At 60.4% G+C, this 14172-nt stretch carries 15 protein-coding genes and 2 pseudogenes; 13 read left to right on the top strand and 4 right to left on the bottom strand.

The window, feature by feature from the left end; translation table 11 throughout:
- The first annotated feature begins 565 nt into the window (after positions 1 to 565).
- Genes IVA75_RS30495 through IVA75_RS30475 form a run of 5 tightly spaced genes read left to right on the top strand, consistent with a single transcriptional unit; the run spans position 566 to position 5113 of the window.
- On the top strand, positions 566 to 1801 hold the full coding sequence (locus IVA75_RS30495; RefSeq protein ID WP_247288234.1) for an ABC transporter substrate-binding protein: 1236 nt from the start codon (positions 566 to 568) through the stop codon (positions 1799 to 1801).
- Positions 1802 to 1807: 6 nt separating this feature from the next.
- Positions 1808 to 2707, top strand: coding sequence for a branched-chain amino acid ABC transporter permease (locus tag IVA75_RS30490; RefSeq protein WP_247288235.1), 900 nt, complete (start codon positions 1808 to 1810; stop codon positions 2705 to 2707).
- A 53-nt stretch (positions 2708 to 2760) separates the two neighbouring features.
- Positions 2761 to 3657, top strand: a complete 897-nt coding sequence (locus IVA75_RS30485) for a branched-chain amino acid ABC transporter permease (protein ID WP_247288308.1) — start codon at positions 2761 to 2763, stop codon at positions 3655 to 3657.
- Positions 3654 to 4406, top strand: coding sequence for an ABC transporter ATP-binding protein (locus IVA75_RS30480; RefSeq protein WP_247288236.1), 753 nt, complete (start codon positions 3654 to 3656; stop codon positions 4404 to 4406). Before IVA75_RS30485 ends, IVA75_RS30480 begins: the two co-directional genes overlap by 4 nt.
- Entirely contained in the window at positions 4403 to 5113 is a 711-nt protein-coding gene (locus IVA75_RS30475) for an ABC transporter ATP-binding protein (RefSeq protein WP_247288237.1), read from the top strand. Before IVA75_RS30480 ends, IVA75_RS30475 begins: the two co-directional genes overlap by 4 nt.
- A 489-nt stretch (positions 5114 to 5602) precedes the next feature.
- Here IVA75_RS30475 and IVA75_RS30470 read toward each other — a convergent pair.
- Positions 5603 to 5852: pseudogene (locus IVA75_RS30470) on the bottom strand (hypothetical protein).
- Between the two features lie 381 nt (positions 5853 to 6233).
- On the opposite strand from IVA75_RS30470, the gene tnpB reads away from it, so the two are divergent.
- From tnpB to IVA75_RS30455, 3 genes are all read left to right on the top strand, one after another.
- Entirely contained in the window at positions 6234 to 6383 is a 150-nt protein-coding gene (gene tnpB / locus IVA75_RS30465; RefSeq protein ID WP_256468222.1) for a transposase, read from the top strand.
- A gap of 549 nt (positions 6384 to 6932) precedes the next feature.
- On the top strand, positions 6933 to 7091 hold the full coding sequence (locus IVA75_RS30460; protein WP_247288239.1) for a hypothetical protein: 159 nt from the start codon (positions 6933 to 6935) through the stop codon (positions 7089 to 7091).
- A 182-nt stretch (positions 7092 to 7273) separates the two neighbouring features.
- On the top strand, positions 7274 to 8176 hold the full coding sequence (locus IVA75_RS30455) for a GNAT family N-acetyltransferase (RefSeq protein ID WP_247288241.1): 903 nt from the start codon (positions 7274 to 7276) through the stop codon (positions 8174 to 8176).
- A 334-nt stretch (positions 8177 to 8510) separates the two neighbouring features.
- On the opposite strand, the gene IVA75_RS30450 is transcribed toward IVA75_RS30455, so the two are convergent.
- A complete protein-coding gene (locus tag IVA75_RS30450; protein WP_247288244.1) occupies positions 8511 to 8675 on the bottom strand; it encodes a hypothetical protein in 165 nt (54 codons plus the stop codon).
- Between the two features lie 32 nt (positions 8676 to 8707).
- A pseudogene (locus IVA75_RS30445) lies at positions 8708 to 8957 on the bottom strand (hypothetical protein).
- Positions 8958 to 9153: 196 nt separating this feature from the next.
- Here IVA75_RS30445 and IVA75_RS30440 point away from each other — a divergent pair.
- Positions 9154 to 9390 carry a hypothetical protein gene (locus IVA75_RS30440; protein WP_247288245.1) on the top strand — a complete coding sequence of 79 codons (237 nt, stop codon included), beginning with the start codon at positions 9154 to 9156 and terminating at the stop codon, positions 9388 to 9390.
- Between the two features lie 210 nt (positions 9391 to 9600).
- On the opposite strand, the gene IVA75_RS30435 is transcribed toward IVA75_RS30440, so the two are convergent.
- Positions 9601 to 9831, bottom strand: a complete 231-nt coding sequence (locus IVA75_RS30435) for a hypothetical protein (protein WP_247288247.1) — start codon at positions 9829 to 9831, stop codon at positions 9601 to 9603.
- 393 nt (positions 9832 to 10224) lie between these two features.
- Between IVA75_RS30435 and IVA75_RS30430 the strand changes: the two genes are divergently transcribed.
- From IVA75_RS30430 to IVA75_RS30415, 4 genes are all read left to right on the top strand, one after another.
- A complete protein-coding gene (locus tag IVA75_RS30430; protein WP_247288249.1) occupies positions 10225 to 10626 on the top strand; it encodes a response regulator in 402 nt (133 codons plus the stop codon).
- Positions 10627 to 10716: 90 nt separating this feature from the next.
- Positions 10717 to 11505 carry an alpha/beta hydrolase gene (locus tag IVA75_RS30425; RefSeq protein ID WP_247288251.1) on the top strand — a complete coding sequence of 263 codons (789 nt, stop codon included), beginning with the start codon at positions 10717 to 10719 and terminating at the stop codon, positions 11503 to 11505.
- Entirely contained in the window at positions 11506 to 12666 is a 1161-nt protein-coding gene (locus IVA75_RS30420) for a PAS domain-containing sensor histidine kinase (protein ID WP_247288253.1), read from the top strand.
- Positions 12667 to 12847: 181 nt separating this feature from the next.
- Complete coding sequence (locus tag IVA75_RS30415; RefSeq protein ID WP_247288310.1) at positions 12848 to 13198, top strand: hypothetical protein; 351 nt, start codon at positions 12848 to 12850, stop codon at positions 13196 to 13198.
- Positions 13199 to 14172: the final 974 nt, after the last annotated feature.

Raw genomic sequence — 14172 nt, 5'->3', positions numbered from 1 at the left:
GGCTGGCAAGGGGCGTCCGCCTTGTGCGAGCGAGCCGTCCGTATATCTCGCTCGTCGGCTCGAAATGACCCGCGTACTGCCGTAGATCGCTCCTGGTGAGCGGAGCTGCGTCAGACATCATTTGCGTCTGAGTTCCTCCGGGTCGCCATCTGTCCGCAGTTAAGGTTGGACGGGAAGTGACCGGCGCTGGATGAGCTCGACGGAGGGACCGCGAGTAGACGTCCTTCCTTCGCGCTAAACACCTCGAGCGACAGGCGGCCGTGCGCTCATCTTGCGATCGCTACGTGCGTGTTCATTCGCGAAGCGGATCCGCTTCGCGCAAGTCCATGCGATGACCGGAATGGGCAGGGTGGATAGCGCGGCACCAGCGTATCGCGGTACGATCCCGTGACTATATTGAGCAGCAAGGCGGCGCCCAACTCTACCGGAAGGTACAATGCCCATTAGCGAGGCTCCGGCCTCGCTCCACCTTTATGTCTCTTGATCAGCATGGCCTCGCCGATCTACAATCGGGGCACAACACGACTGGTTGATTCAACAGCCGGATCACAGGGAGGTGCAGTCGATGAGCGGACCCGTCACGCGTCGCACGCTTTTGGCCGGTGGCACGGCTACTTTGCTGGCCGCCCCATGGGTAGCGAGGGCACAGGCAAATACTCTCCGCATAGGCATGCAAAGCATCCTATCGGGACCCATCGCGCTGCTCGGCACCTCTTCGCGCAACTCGCTCGTCATCGAGCAGGATCGCATCAATGCCGCTGGCGGCTTCCTGGGCCGGCAAATCGAGTTCGTATTCCGGGATTCCAAAGGCCAGCCGCAGGAAGCGGCGCGGGTCGCACGTGAACTGGTGAACACTGCAGGCTGCGAGCTGCTGGTCGATGCGGAAGCGTCGTCCGCCTCATTCGCGGTGCAGGAGGTTATGCGCGACCTCAATGTGGCCTGCATTCACACCAACAGCGAGACGTCATCGCTGACCGCAGATCCGAAGATCCGGGTGCCCACCGCATTTCGCGTAGCGCGTCAGGGCGTGCACGATGCTGTCGCCGGCAGCCTCTACCTCGCCGACTTCGCCAATGCCAAGAAAATCAACAAATGGGCGACTTGCTCACCGGACTACGCCTATGGGCGCGACACGACGGCGCAGTATCTGCAGTTCTTCAAAAAGTTCAAACCGGATGTCGAGGTCGTAACCGAGGCCTGGCCCAAGCTCGGCCAGCCGGACTTCACCGAAGTGATTACCAAACTGATCCAGGCCAAGCCGCAGGCGCTGTTCACGCTGCTGTATGCCGGCGATCTCTCGGCGTTCGTGAACCAGGGGAATGTCTATGCTCTGTTCGGGCAGATGACCGTCGCAACTCCGAACGTCGACTATCCAGTACTGGCCGCGATCAAGAATCTGCCCGCGGGCATCCAGTCGGCCACCCGCTATCTTGAGACATTCCCGGATACGCCGGCGAACAAGGAATGGGGTCAGGCGTACTTCAAAAGGTGGAACGAACGGCCGACTAATTGGTCCTGGCAGAATTCGGTCGCCATGCACTTCTATGAGGCAGCCATCAAGAAGGCCAATTCTCTGGACGGCAAGGCGATAGCGGCTGCCCTGACGGGACTGAAGATTAATTCGCCCTTTGGCGCCGACGGCACCATCACCATGCGGGACGATCACACGACAATCGGCTATGCGATCGGGTGGGGACAGACCATTCCGAAGGATCCTTTCATCAGCGACATCAAACCCGCCGATTGGGGCAAGATTATCGAACTTGAGACGGAGTGGAAGAAGCAGCAGAATTACAGCTGACGATCGATGGACTTCAACGCGCTGGGCGCATGTTTTACGACCCCCGCCTGTGTGGTGACGCAGGCCACCAGCGGCCTGATCGTGGGCATGCTGTTATTCCTGGTGGCTGCCGGCTTGACGCTGATCTTCGGCGTTCTCAAGATCGTCAACTTCGCCCACGGCACCTTCTACATGCTGGGCGGCTATGTAGCTTACAGCGCATATGCCGCGACGGATAGTTACGCGCTCGCCGTGTTGGCGGGTGCGGTGGCCATGGCCTTGTTCGGCGTGCTCTTCGAACGCGTGCTGATGAGCCGGGTCTACGGCAGCAACGTGCTTATGCAGCTTCTGGTGTGCTACGCCGTGGTGCTGATCTTCGACGACGTCGTCAAGATTGTCTGGGGTCCCGAGTTCCGCGCCATGGGAATGCCGGCTGCCTTTCAGGTCCCGCCGCTGTTCATTGCAGGCGGCGTCGTGCCCCCGTTTTACGCCGTGCTGATCGGAATAGCAGCGCTGATAGCCATGGTGCTCAGCCTCGGGCTGTCCAGAACGCGCCTCGGCAAGACAGTTCGGGCCGCGGCGGTCAATCCGCAGATGGTCTCGGCACTCGGGGTCAATACGACGGTGCTATTCGCGATCGTCTTTGCGATCGGCGGTGGGCTCGCTGGCCTCGCAGGCGCGCTCGCGGGTCCCGTTCGCTCGCTTTCGCCCGGCATGGGCTTCTCGATCCTGATCGAGGGATTCATCGTCACCGTGATCGGCGGTATGGGCTCGATCGCTGGTGCGATGGTTGCGGCGCTCGTCATCGGGCTCGTTCGAGGCTTCGGCACGATCGGCTTCCCCGGCTTCACAGATGGGCTTATCTACATCGTGATGATTGGTATATTGGTCCTGCGCCCGCAGGGACTGTTCGGCCGCCCTCTATGAATCGCAATCCTGCCTTGCGCGATGCCCTGTTCGCCGCGATCGTGCTGATCTTGGTGCTCGCGATTCCAATGTTGCATCGTAGCCCCGCCTTCGAGGATTTCATTATCCGTCTCAGCGCGATGGCGCTGTTCGCGACCTCGCTCAATCTGCTGGTCGGCAATACAGGAATGGTCTCATTCGGCCACGGAATGTTCTATGGCTTCGCCGCCTATGCATTTGGCCTCACGATGCAGTTGACGGAATTGCCTCTGCCGGTCGCGGCGCTATTCGCGGTGGCTCTGACGACCATCGCCGCTCTCCTGGTTGGCGCAATCTGCGTCCGACTAAGCACGGACTATTTCGCTTTCATCACCCTCGCGGTGCAGATGCTCTTCTTCAGCGTTATTGTTTCATGGCAGAGCCTGACGGGAGGTGATCAGGGGTTGCGCGGTGGTATTCCTCGCCGTCACATCTTTGGTTTCGACCTGGGCTCGCAGCTTCATCTATACCAGTTCTGCGCCATCGTAGCCGTGCTCGGATTGTTGGCGCTCCGCCATGTCTCGATGAGTCCGTTGGGGAATACGTTGCGCATGGTCCGCGACAATGCGGAACGCGCCAGCTTTGTCGGCATCGTCCTGTGGCGCGCCCGGCTGCTGGCATTCACGATCGCGGGCGGCTTCGCCGGGATTGGAGGCGTGCTGGCAGCCCTGTTCGTATCAGGCGCCTATCCCGAGCTGGCCGATTGGCCCAACTCGGGCCAAGCGATTTTTGCGGTCATGCTGGGAGGCATCAACAGCTTCCTCGGGCCCGTGCTGGGCGCGATGATCCTGCTCGCGCTGAACGACCTGGTACAGCGTTTTACGGAGTATCACGGACTTGTCCTGGGCGTCGTGATCCTCGCATTCGCGCTTGGCCTGCGCCGTGGCGTACTCGATTTCATCCACCTCGTCTGGAGCAAGCGCGCGCGATGAACGTTGAGATCAATCATCTCACGAAGTCATTCGGCGGCGTGCGCGCGATCGACGACGTGTCGCTTGCCTTTCCCTCCGGCAGCTTATCAGCAATTATCGGACCGAACGGGGCCGGCAAGACGACCTTCTTCAACCTGATCAGTGGCGCGTTCATCGCCGATTCTGGCGAGGTGCTGCTTGACGGTGAGGACATTCTCCAGCTCTCCAAAACGGAACGCATGCGGCGGGGCATTGGTCGTGCCTTCCAAGTCGCGAGTTGTTTTCCGACCATGACTGTGCGCGCGAACTTGATGGCTGCGGTCACGGCCCACGCCGGCCGCTGGGCCAGCCTGTCTCATCGCTTTCCGTCCCCTGGCATGCGCGAGCGTGCGGACGATGTGATGGAGTTCGTCGGGTTGACCGATGTTGCCAATGTCGAGGCGAACATCCTCTCGCATGGCGATCAGAAGCTGCTTGATATCGCTATTGCGCTCGCGTTGGAGCCCAAAGTGCTGTTGCTCGATGAACCTACGGCTGGCATGGGCCCGGACGAACGCTGGCGCATGATTGAGCGCGTTCGCGCTCTTTGGGAACGCCGAAAGCTAACCCTTATTTTCATCGAGCACGACATGGATATCGTCTTCAAGGTTGCCAGCAGCATTCGCGTGCTCTGCTACGGCAAGGTGCTGGCCGAGGGCACCCCAGACCAGATCCGCAACAACCAGGCTGTCATCGACGCCTATCTTGGGGCAGAGGAGAACGCGACTTGACCGAGCTCTTGCGTGCGGAGGGCGTAAGCGTGTTCTACGGCGCGAGCCAGATCCTATTCGGCGTCGATGCTGAGCTCCAGGAAAAGTGTACACTAGCGCTGCTCGGCCGAAATGGCGCGGGCAAGAGCACGACAATGAAGGCGCTCGCTGGCATTGTCCCGGTGCGCAGCGGCCACATCTTCTTCGCTGGCCGCGACATCACGCACGCACCACCTCACGCGCGCGCGCAACTGGGAATGGCTTATGTGCCGGAAGACCGGCAAGTATTCCCCGAGCACAGTGTGGAGGACAACCTCCTGATCGCGGCCAAGAGCGGCCCTGGCGGCCGGCGTGACTGGACGCTGCCGCGGATCTGGGAAACGTTCCCGCTTCTTACAAGGCTTCGATCCCGCCAGGCAGGCCGCCTTTCCGGCGGCGAGCAACAGCTGCTGGTGATCGCTCGTGCGCTGATGGGAAACCCGCTGGTCTTGCTGCTTGACGAGCCTAGCGAAGGGCTGGCGCCGATCATTGTCGCCGACATCAGCAGGGTCTTGCGAGAATTGGGTGCGGGTGGCGCCACGATTTTGCTGGCTGAACAGAACATGCATTTCTGCCTGCGGATTGCACAGGAGGCGCTCGTCATCGATAAGGGCAAAGTCGTACATCGTGAAAGCACGACAGGCCTTTCAGGAAATGATGATATTCGAAGGCGCTATCTGGCGATGTAGACCCTGCGGAGCAGACATCACGCCGCCGATAGTTGTTCCCGAAAACCGACCTCTGCCTCAGTCACGTGTCAGGCGGTTGTCGCGACCACCCGCTTCGCGGTCACCGATGCTGCTGCATAATCAGCGAGCTATGAAATGAACGCATGGGCCCCGCAGATCTCTGCGCTTAGGCCGGCCTTCGAGGGAAGCCTCTGACGCGAAGGAGATGAGAGAACGGTTGATCCGAACAACGCTGGCGGCGACAATAAGGCCGTGGCGGCTGTCATGGTTGTCTTTCAACTACCCGACACGCGCTATGCAGAGTGGAGTGTCAGTATCGCCTACCAGGCGATGGGCGCCCAGCCGATCGACATCATCGTTGTCCCCGATTCCGGTAGTTGTGCGGTGTTCATTTTCGGAACGGGGCGTGCCGCCAGCTCGAAGGAGAGAGCTAGCGAGACAGCAAGCCCGGCAAAGATGCATGGTTCCTTACCGGAGCGCCAGGAGATTCTAGCCGGGCGTTAGGAGCCGCGGATAGGTGCCGCTCTCATGCAGCCCTAGCCAGCCCTTCTCGACAGCACACCTGATGCCGGCACCGAACTCCGCGCCGCTTGCCTGGAGCGTGTAGAGGATGGGGTAGTTTGATCTTCTCGATGTGGATTCGACCGTCCTGGACCGGCTCTATGCTGGCGGCGAGCTCGAGCAGCTTGCGGGCTGCGGCTTGTGGATCGACAAAAGGGCGTTCGGTAACGTGCTTCATCGCTGGGTTCAAGACCTCAAGGGCATACGCTTGGCCTGACTTGCCCGCGGCTGTCATGCCAGTTCGGGCGATATGAACACATCGTGCGACGCCTCCTGAAGACGAGCGCAGTGGCGGAAAGTGGGGCCTAATCTGATGACAATTCAAAGGACAGCGCATCAGTCGGCTTGCTTGTAACGATCCGAAGTGGAGATACCGCTTCAGACCGATAAGGATTGGTCGCAAACCTTATCAGTTATCGTCTGACAAGGATTTCGTGTGCTCAATTGGGTCTGAGGGCAGGGTGGATCACGACTGTGAGCAACTGTCCAGGTGACTGCGCGAATCGTGACGATGATCACGGCCGGTTCCCGATCTGATGAGTGAAATCGCCGCGCGGCGATCGATTTCAACTGTGGTCACCAGGGACTGGCGGCGAAGGTGCGGAGAATGCTTCGTCTCGACCCGTTCAGTGGAGCAGCCTTCGTGTTTCGATCGAAACGAGCGGACTGGATCAAGATTTTGGTCTGGATCGAACGGACCTGGAGTTAGGTAGACTGGCCGTTGTAGGGGAAAAAATTACGGTGCAAAAATACCGCAGCTTCCCGTCGGCGACGACCCACTGCAGGATCCGGCGGCCCGCAGGTGGGCTGCGCCCGCCTGCGAAATAGGAGATTTCCCTGCGACCCGGCCTTCTGGTTATGATGCGTCGATTGCATCACAGCCGGGATCGGCTCCCATGCGAATATCGACAGCTGCTGTTTTCGCCACCTGCCTGTTCACCTCGCCGGCCTCCGCAGCGACGTGCTCAGAAGCCATCGCGCATTGCAAACAAGACGGATCCAGGCATCCAGACGCGGATTCGCAGTGTGCCGCTGCGGGGCAGGCCTGCATGAAGACCGGAATTTTCATTGGCCCCTACACGCGCAAGGCCTGGCGCGGCCTCGTCAGGCAATAGAACAGAAGCCGGACCGGCCGCGAAAAAGACAGGCGTTTTCGCTGTGTCGAGAAGCCGCTTCGTTAATCCCACGAAGTCATTTTGAAACAAACGACTGCTCTTGTGGTGGGCCTTGGGCTCTGCCGCCCTCAAGGGAGAGTGACATGAATGCTGCAATTGCATGGCTGCTGCCCCGCGCGTCCGCGGAATCAATCGAAGACATCGACACCGCCGTTTGGGTGGCGATGTTTAGTGGTTTGGGCCTGCTGCTGTCCCTCTCTGTTCTCATCATCGACAAATACACGCCGGGCGAATGGTTCTGAGCTGAGCGGCTCGGACTGCAGCGTCTGACCGCGTCTGTGCCTTGGCGCCCGACAAGGCGCTTGGCCTCCGGCAGTGCTGTTAGGCGTGCGGAATACCTCGCTTAGGGTTTTCGCAACCTCCTTGTGGAGCTGCTCTTTCGCAGGGTTCCTTTCGACGTTCCGTGTGATGATGGAGCCGTCCGATGACAGTGGTTTACCGGCCCGCTCGCGCGGAGGACCTGGAGCTTGCCGATGCGCTGGTCGTCGCCAGCATAAACGATCTCACGGTCCGTCATGGCTTTGGGCCCATGGCCGCAACGAGTCCTCCAAATTTTCAGTTGTTCTCTCTGACGGACGATCCCGACGGTCTCTGGATCGCGGAAGACGAGAGCCGGATCCTCGGCTTCGCTTGGAGCTGGGTCTGTGGCGACATCTGGTTTCTGGCGCAGCTCTTCGTATCGCCTGACCGGCAGGGTGGAAGCGTCGGCAACGAGCTGATCGAAAGGACGTTGGATCACGCCAGGAAGTCCGGCGCTTCCAACTGGGTTCTGATCACCTTCTCCTTCAACGCCGTCTCGCAGGGGCTCTACATCCGACGTGGACTGTTCCCACGGTTTCCAATCTACACCGTGAGCGTGCCCCGAGAGCGGTTGGTCGATCGGCTGCATTGGCCGCAATTCAAATGCGCTCCGCTCGACGAAGACGCTTCGACGCTGGCTCGCCTCATGCAGGCGGACGAGCGGGTGCTTGGGGTATCCCGCCAGAAGCACCATCGCTATCTCATCAAGGACGGCCGAACGCGGGGCTTTAGCCTGTACGATGGGGATGATTGGGCCGGCTACGTTTACATCGACACCGGCGGCCATATTGGACCCGTCGCGGTCCTGCAGCCCGGCGCCGCAGCCACCGCCTTCAGGACGGCGCTGCGCCTGGCGCTCGAGAGTGGTGCGCCGCAAGTATCGGCATTTCTACCGGGCGCGAGCGAAGCCGTCCTAATGACGGCGCTGGAGCACGGCATGCGGATCAAATTCCCGATGCTGCTGATGTCATCCCGCAACTTCGGCAGTTGGGCCCAGTATCTGCCTCGGAATCCAGGCTTTATGTGAAGCGATCAGATCTGGCCGTGTGTTGATTAGCTCTCATGCGTGATGGCACTGCCTACCTACCAGCAGCAGCATCGAGCGATCATGATGGCAATCCACTTCCTGTCGTCCATGGAGACATCAATTCCCGCTCCGACACCTCCTTCCGAGCATGGCCGCGCCCCGCGTTGCAAATGATCGCGATGATCTCAGTCCCTCGACCTCGATCTCCTTGGCCGCCTGTATGCGAGAGGACCTTTACCGGTGTGCGGCCATCATCGACCCCTCCGGAAGCAGCGGGGGAGCCTAGGCCTCAAGGCTTCGGCGAGTGCGAACCAGCTTTCATGTCCGCTGGATATCAACCGGGCCGGTAGCTTGCCGGCTGGAGCGCGTCCCGCTCCGGGCAGAGGTCGTCGACCTTGGCCCGCATCCTCGAGAGCAGCAGCTCGGCCGAGGCGGTCGCGACGCCGGCGCGCTGCAGCATGTGGATGTTCGCGCTCCTCTCGCGGATCTGCCCACGCATGCGGGCGATCTCGTTCCGGATCCAGTGGAGTTTCACAAGGTACTGAGGTCGTCCGGAACGTCGCCGAACTTCCGGATCAGCTTGGCGTCGTTGAAAGTCGCCGCTTGACGGGTCCGCGGTCGGGGGCAACGCGATGGCGCCGGCATGGCCAAGCTTGCGGGAGAGCGCCTCCGCCCGCATGAGCGCGGCATTGACGCTCAGGCATTCCGCCGCCTCGCCGGCGGCCACGCCGTCATCGGAGAAAAGGAACGGTAGAGCGACATAGCAGGTCACTTCAGACATCTGGCTCGTCCTTGGGTTTGCGCGCTCCTGTGAGCCGTCCCCGGGCGTAGCCGGTTGACCTGGAAATTTGAAGCGGAAGGTGCATGCGCCGTAGACCGCGACCCAGCAGGTGCGCAAGGTGGACGCGGACAGAAAGCAGCCACCGTCACGGCAAGTCAGCCTGACCTGCAACTACCCAACGACGGAGGCATTGATAGTGAGAACCACATTTGCGGCAGCGTTCCTGCTCTTCATCTCTCTGGGACTCGGCGCCCAAGAGAACCTATCGGCCGAGAGTGCGAGCGCCATTCTTCAGAAGAATTTTGCATCCGCGTACAATCGGCGCGACCTCGAGGCAATGGCGGCAGCATTCGACGAGAACGCAATCAGAGTTACTCCTGGCGGGATCTTCCAAGGCGCGATGCCATACGGCAAAGTTTTCAAGAAGCCCTAAAGATAGGACTGCACGACTACTCAGTCAGGCGTGTCATATCTCGCGGCGAAGGTTCGCTTATACTCAACGTCGGAGAGTGGCAGGCCAAAGTGGGCGATCAGCCCTTCCATGGCTACTACAGCGCAATACTGGCGGGCGAGGGCGACGAAACGAGGATCATTGAAGAGACGGTCAGCATCGCGGCTCCATAAGCCCGCGTTGCAGGGTAGCTCATTGTTTTCCTTTTGGCACCATTCGACCTTCATGCACCTCATGCGTTACGGCCCGGCTGTGCTCTGAAGCAAGCAAACGCTTCACCAGTCGCTCACTACACCAGAGTTCGACGGAATTACCGTGCAGCATCTGCCTCGCCCAGACGACGGCGTCTTCGTCGTTGGCGCAGACGAAGGTGCGGGAGTTCTCGTGACCATTCGCATCAACGATGCAGGCTCGATATTGCATACCAGTTCTCTCGATTCGGCGTTCAGTTCGACCGAACTGTAAGCACTGGCTCGCAAAAATCGAACTACTTTCGCTCGCGTAGACCTAGCCGCGTGCGGGAATGAGCACGATTGCTGAATTGGGATCGTCGCGTGGTCTTGCACACGTGATGCCGATGTGCAGGCAAGTCATCGCATCCCCCCTGCACACGCTGCGGTGGCACCCGAAGCACCTACTAATGGTGGATTGACTGTCGTCAGAAGATTCAGGATAGCGTCACCAGTATTTGTCGCTTGCGGTTCCGCGACCAGCAGCGCCCCATCTGGGCAAGTGAACGGTTTGCCTCTGGTTACGTTGTGGCTGGCAGCCCCAGCGTCGTGTCTGGGGTGCTCTGAAAATGAGAGATGCGCGAGGATGCACCTGAGCAACTCCCAAGACATCGGAGCGAGATCGATCATTCTCTTGGTCGAGGATGAAGATCTTCTTCGCGAAATGCTCGAGGAGACATTGCTGGAGGCCGGTTTCGGCGTCCTCAGCGCCGCATCCGGCGAGGAGGCTGCCGACCTGCTCAGCGGGAGTTCTCTGCCCCGAGCCCTAATCACCGATATCAATCTGGGCCGCGCCAGAATGGACGGGTGGGCGCTGGCCCGTCGCGTACGGGAGCACGATCCAAGCTGCGCAATCGTCTACGTCTCCGGCGATAGCGCCCATCGCTGGGTATCGAACGGTGTGCCGCGTAGCGTGATCCTGCCCAAGCCCTTCGCGCCGGCGCAGTTGGTCGAGGCTCTGTCCGAACTCCTCATCCGAACGTCATAGCTGCCCGGCGCGCGAAGGGGATGCGCAGCGATTCAGTTCACCCTAGGTTCGCCGAACCGCAAGAACTGTCTCACGCTCAAGGGGTACCAAGTGTCGGTCGAGTTCCGTAACAACGTGCAAGTCCGTGGCCGCGGCGAGCGTGCGATGATGTTCGCTCATGGGTTCGGGTGCGATCAGAACATGTGGCGGTTCGTGGCGCCGGCCTTCGAGGCCGATTTCAGCACGGTGCTGTTCGACCACGTCGGAGCGGGCCGCTCGGACCTCACCGCTTACGATCGCCAGAAGTATTCCAAATTGTCCGGCTATGCCGACGATGTCGTCGAGATTGGCCAAGCGCTTGGGCTGAAAGGCGCGGTCTTCGTAGGACACTCCGTCAGCGCGATGATCGGAGTCCTGGCCGCGATCAAGGACCCCACATTGTTCGAAAGCCTCATCCTTGTGGGCCCTTCGGCCCGCTACATTGACGATGGCGACTATGTCGGCGGCTTCAGCGCCGAGCAAATCGAACAGCTTCTTTCCTTCCTGGAAGAGAACCACATGGGCTGGTCGGCGCAAATGGCGCCCGCCATCATGGGCAACCCCAATCGTCCCGAACTCGGCGAGGAGCTCACGAATAGCTTCTGCCGTACGGATCCTGCGATCGCCAAGGAGTTCGCCCGGGTCACGTTCCTGTCCGACAATCGCGCGGACCTGGACAAGGTCAACGCTCGCACGCTGATCCTCCAGTGCAGCGAAGACATCATCGCCGGGCAGCAGGTGGGTGCGTACGTGCAGCGCAACATCCCGAACAGCGAAATGGTCGTGCTGAAGGCGACCGGCCATTGTCCCAACCTGAGCGCGCCTGACGAGGTCGTCGCCGCAATCCGAGAATTCATCTGAGTGAACAACAATTATCCCGCCGATAGCGATTTCGAAGACCTCTACGAAAACGCGCCGTGCGGGTACCTCTCCGTTCGTCCGGATGGCCGCATCGATCGTGCCAATCGAACGTTGGCGGGCTGGATGGGCTACCAGCCGGACGACCTTCCTGGGATGCGACTGAGCGACCTGCTCAACATGGCAGGACGCATATTCCTGGAGACCCATGTGGCGCCGCTGCTGCGTATGCAAGGTTTCTTCGACGAGTTCGCCCTCGATCTCCTGACCAAAACCGGAACGCGACTGCCGGCGATTGCCAACGCACGTGAGCGGCGGACCGATGCTGATGCGCTCCTGTTCACGCGCCTGACGATCATGCGAGCCACAGACCGGCGCCGCTATGAGCGGGAGCTGATCGACGCTCGCAAGGAAAGCGACCAGCTCAAGACGGCTCTAGAGGAGCGTCTGCAGCAGGAGCGCGCGAACGCGGAGTTGCGTGAGCAGTTCATCGCCGTGCTCGGCCACGACCTGCGCAACCCCCTCGCATCCATTGCGGCCGGTGCACGGCTGATGCTCAAGGCCAAGACGCCGGAAGACGCGCTACGGCTCGAGTCCATGATGCAGAGCAGCGTCGGGCGGATGGCCAAGATGATCGAGAGCGTCATGGATTTGGCACGAGGCCGCCTTGGCGGTGGCATCTCGCTGTCCAAGTCAATCACGGCGATTGAACCCGTGCTAGACCAGGTCGTCGCCGAATTGACGGCGGCTCATCCGGAGCGCCGCATCGAAGCCAGCTTCGAGGTCGAGACACCGGTCTTCTGCGATCCGGCCCGTATCGCCCAGTTGTTCTCGAACCTGCTCGGGAACGCAATCGGCCACGGCGCGCCGGATCTGCCCGTGCGGGTCGAAGCTACCGCCAAAGCAGAGATGTTCGAGCTCTCGGTGGCCAATGGAGGTGCGGCTATTCCGGAGGAGGCGCGGACGCGCCTGTTTCAGCCATTCTACCGAGGAAAGACGCACGGTCCTTCGCAAGGACTGGGACTTGGTTTGTACATCGCCGCGGAAATTGCCAAGGCGCATGGCGGCTCGATTGAGGTCGCGTCGTCCGAGACAGAGACCAGGTTCACGATGCAAATGCCCCTGGAAGGCGATGGGTCGCTCCGGCCGCATTCCGCTCCATAGTGCAAGCAGCGCGGAGCGGATATTGCCCATACATCAAGGCATGACGGCGAGTCCTCGGGCGACAATCCGCGTGCTCGAGCGCTAGGAACGTATGCTGGCTTCTCGGCATCCTACTCTGGAATTCGTATGCTGCCTTTCAAATGAACGAGTGATTGTCGTGGCTGGTTTTCATTACCTCAAGATCTTTCGGCGTCGGGCGTGCGGCGCTTTCTATCGAAGCTGCCAGGAGGAGAGACGGAAAAAAGGGGTGCGCCTGCTCCAGGGCTGGCTCACCCCACAGCAGCGATTGCAGTTTGATCGGAAAGGTTATTTCGAAGTGCTCGGGTCCGATACCGGAACGCGGTACCGCATCCGTCGGGGCACGTCGGCCAATGTCCGCGAGGTCGATGCATCCGGTCAACTAGGAATGGGATGGTGCTTTGTTCCGGCTGGTGAGCTGGTCGACGGGGATGTGATGCTGGTTCAAAAGATTGCTTTAGAGACGAGCGAACTTGAGACACTGGCCATCGCCAAGAACTTCTACGGATGGTGATGTCGGAAGTCTAAGGGCCTCCGTTCGCTCGCGTATCGCCAATTCGTGGAGCGACCAGGTTGCATTCCATCAGCGTTGTCGTGCTGGGGAGCGGATCATGCACGTCTACGCTGGAGGCCACGGGCGACGATCCGGAGTAAGCCGTCCGCAATCGGCGCTGCAGCAGCAAGGCCTCCTCACAGGTGCGGTCATCCAGGTAGATCTCTTCCGGCGTCGTCAGGATCACCGGCGTGGCTTTGGGGTGGATGGCGCCCCGAAGCCTGCGGCGTCAGCGCCTGGATTTCCACGAATGTCGAGGCGACGGCGCAACTTACCGAGGGGACAGGAACAAGGGAGAGTTGGCTCGGCTTTTAGGACGCCCAGCAAGAATCGTTTGGGAGATCCCTTAGCGCCGGTTACTCATGGAGCCCAAGCGGACTCGCGGAAATAATGGGATGGCGGTCAGGCGCGGTGGAGGCCGGTCACCCTTACGAATTGCCAGCTGCTATGTCGGAGCGATAGTGATCAACCATCGAACTGGGGTACAAGAGCTGTCTTCCTTGACCGATCTGACCATGCCTCTCACCGTCGCGCGGCCGAAGGTGAGGGTGGCAACTAGCCCTCGGTACTGGGCGTAGCGGCTACGTCGGGCCTCGATAGGGTCATTGGTTTCGATCTGCTGCACGTGTTCCGCCAATCCGTTCATGAACGACATGTCTTGACCATGTCTGCCGAACAATAAGAGCATACAGTTAACGAATGGCGGGGGCCTCAGCAGATTGGTTGATTTAGAGGTAGCCTATTCTCCTCCCCATTTGGAACTGACTGTCCAATGTGGGGCCTTCGGATCGCCGCCCGTTCCGTGGCTTTTATCGGCGACGGAGAGTCCTGCAAGCTCCCCGCCCCAATAACCGCGGTGAAGATGTCGGGCGCTGTTGGAGGGCAAAGCGGCGGTCCTGCGTTTGGCGCTTGCGAATTGATCTATTTGTCTGGAA

It is taken from the genome of Bradyrhizobium sp. 134, from assembly GCF_023074155.1.
Classification (GTDB): Bacteria; Pseudomonadota; Alphaproteobacteria; order Rhizobiales; family Xanthobacteraceae; genus Bradyrhizobium.
Note: the sequence above shows the minus strand (reverse complement) of the source record. Positions and strands in the feature narration are given on the sequence as shown.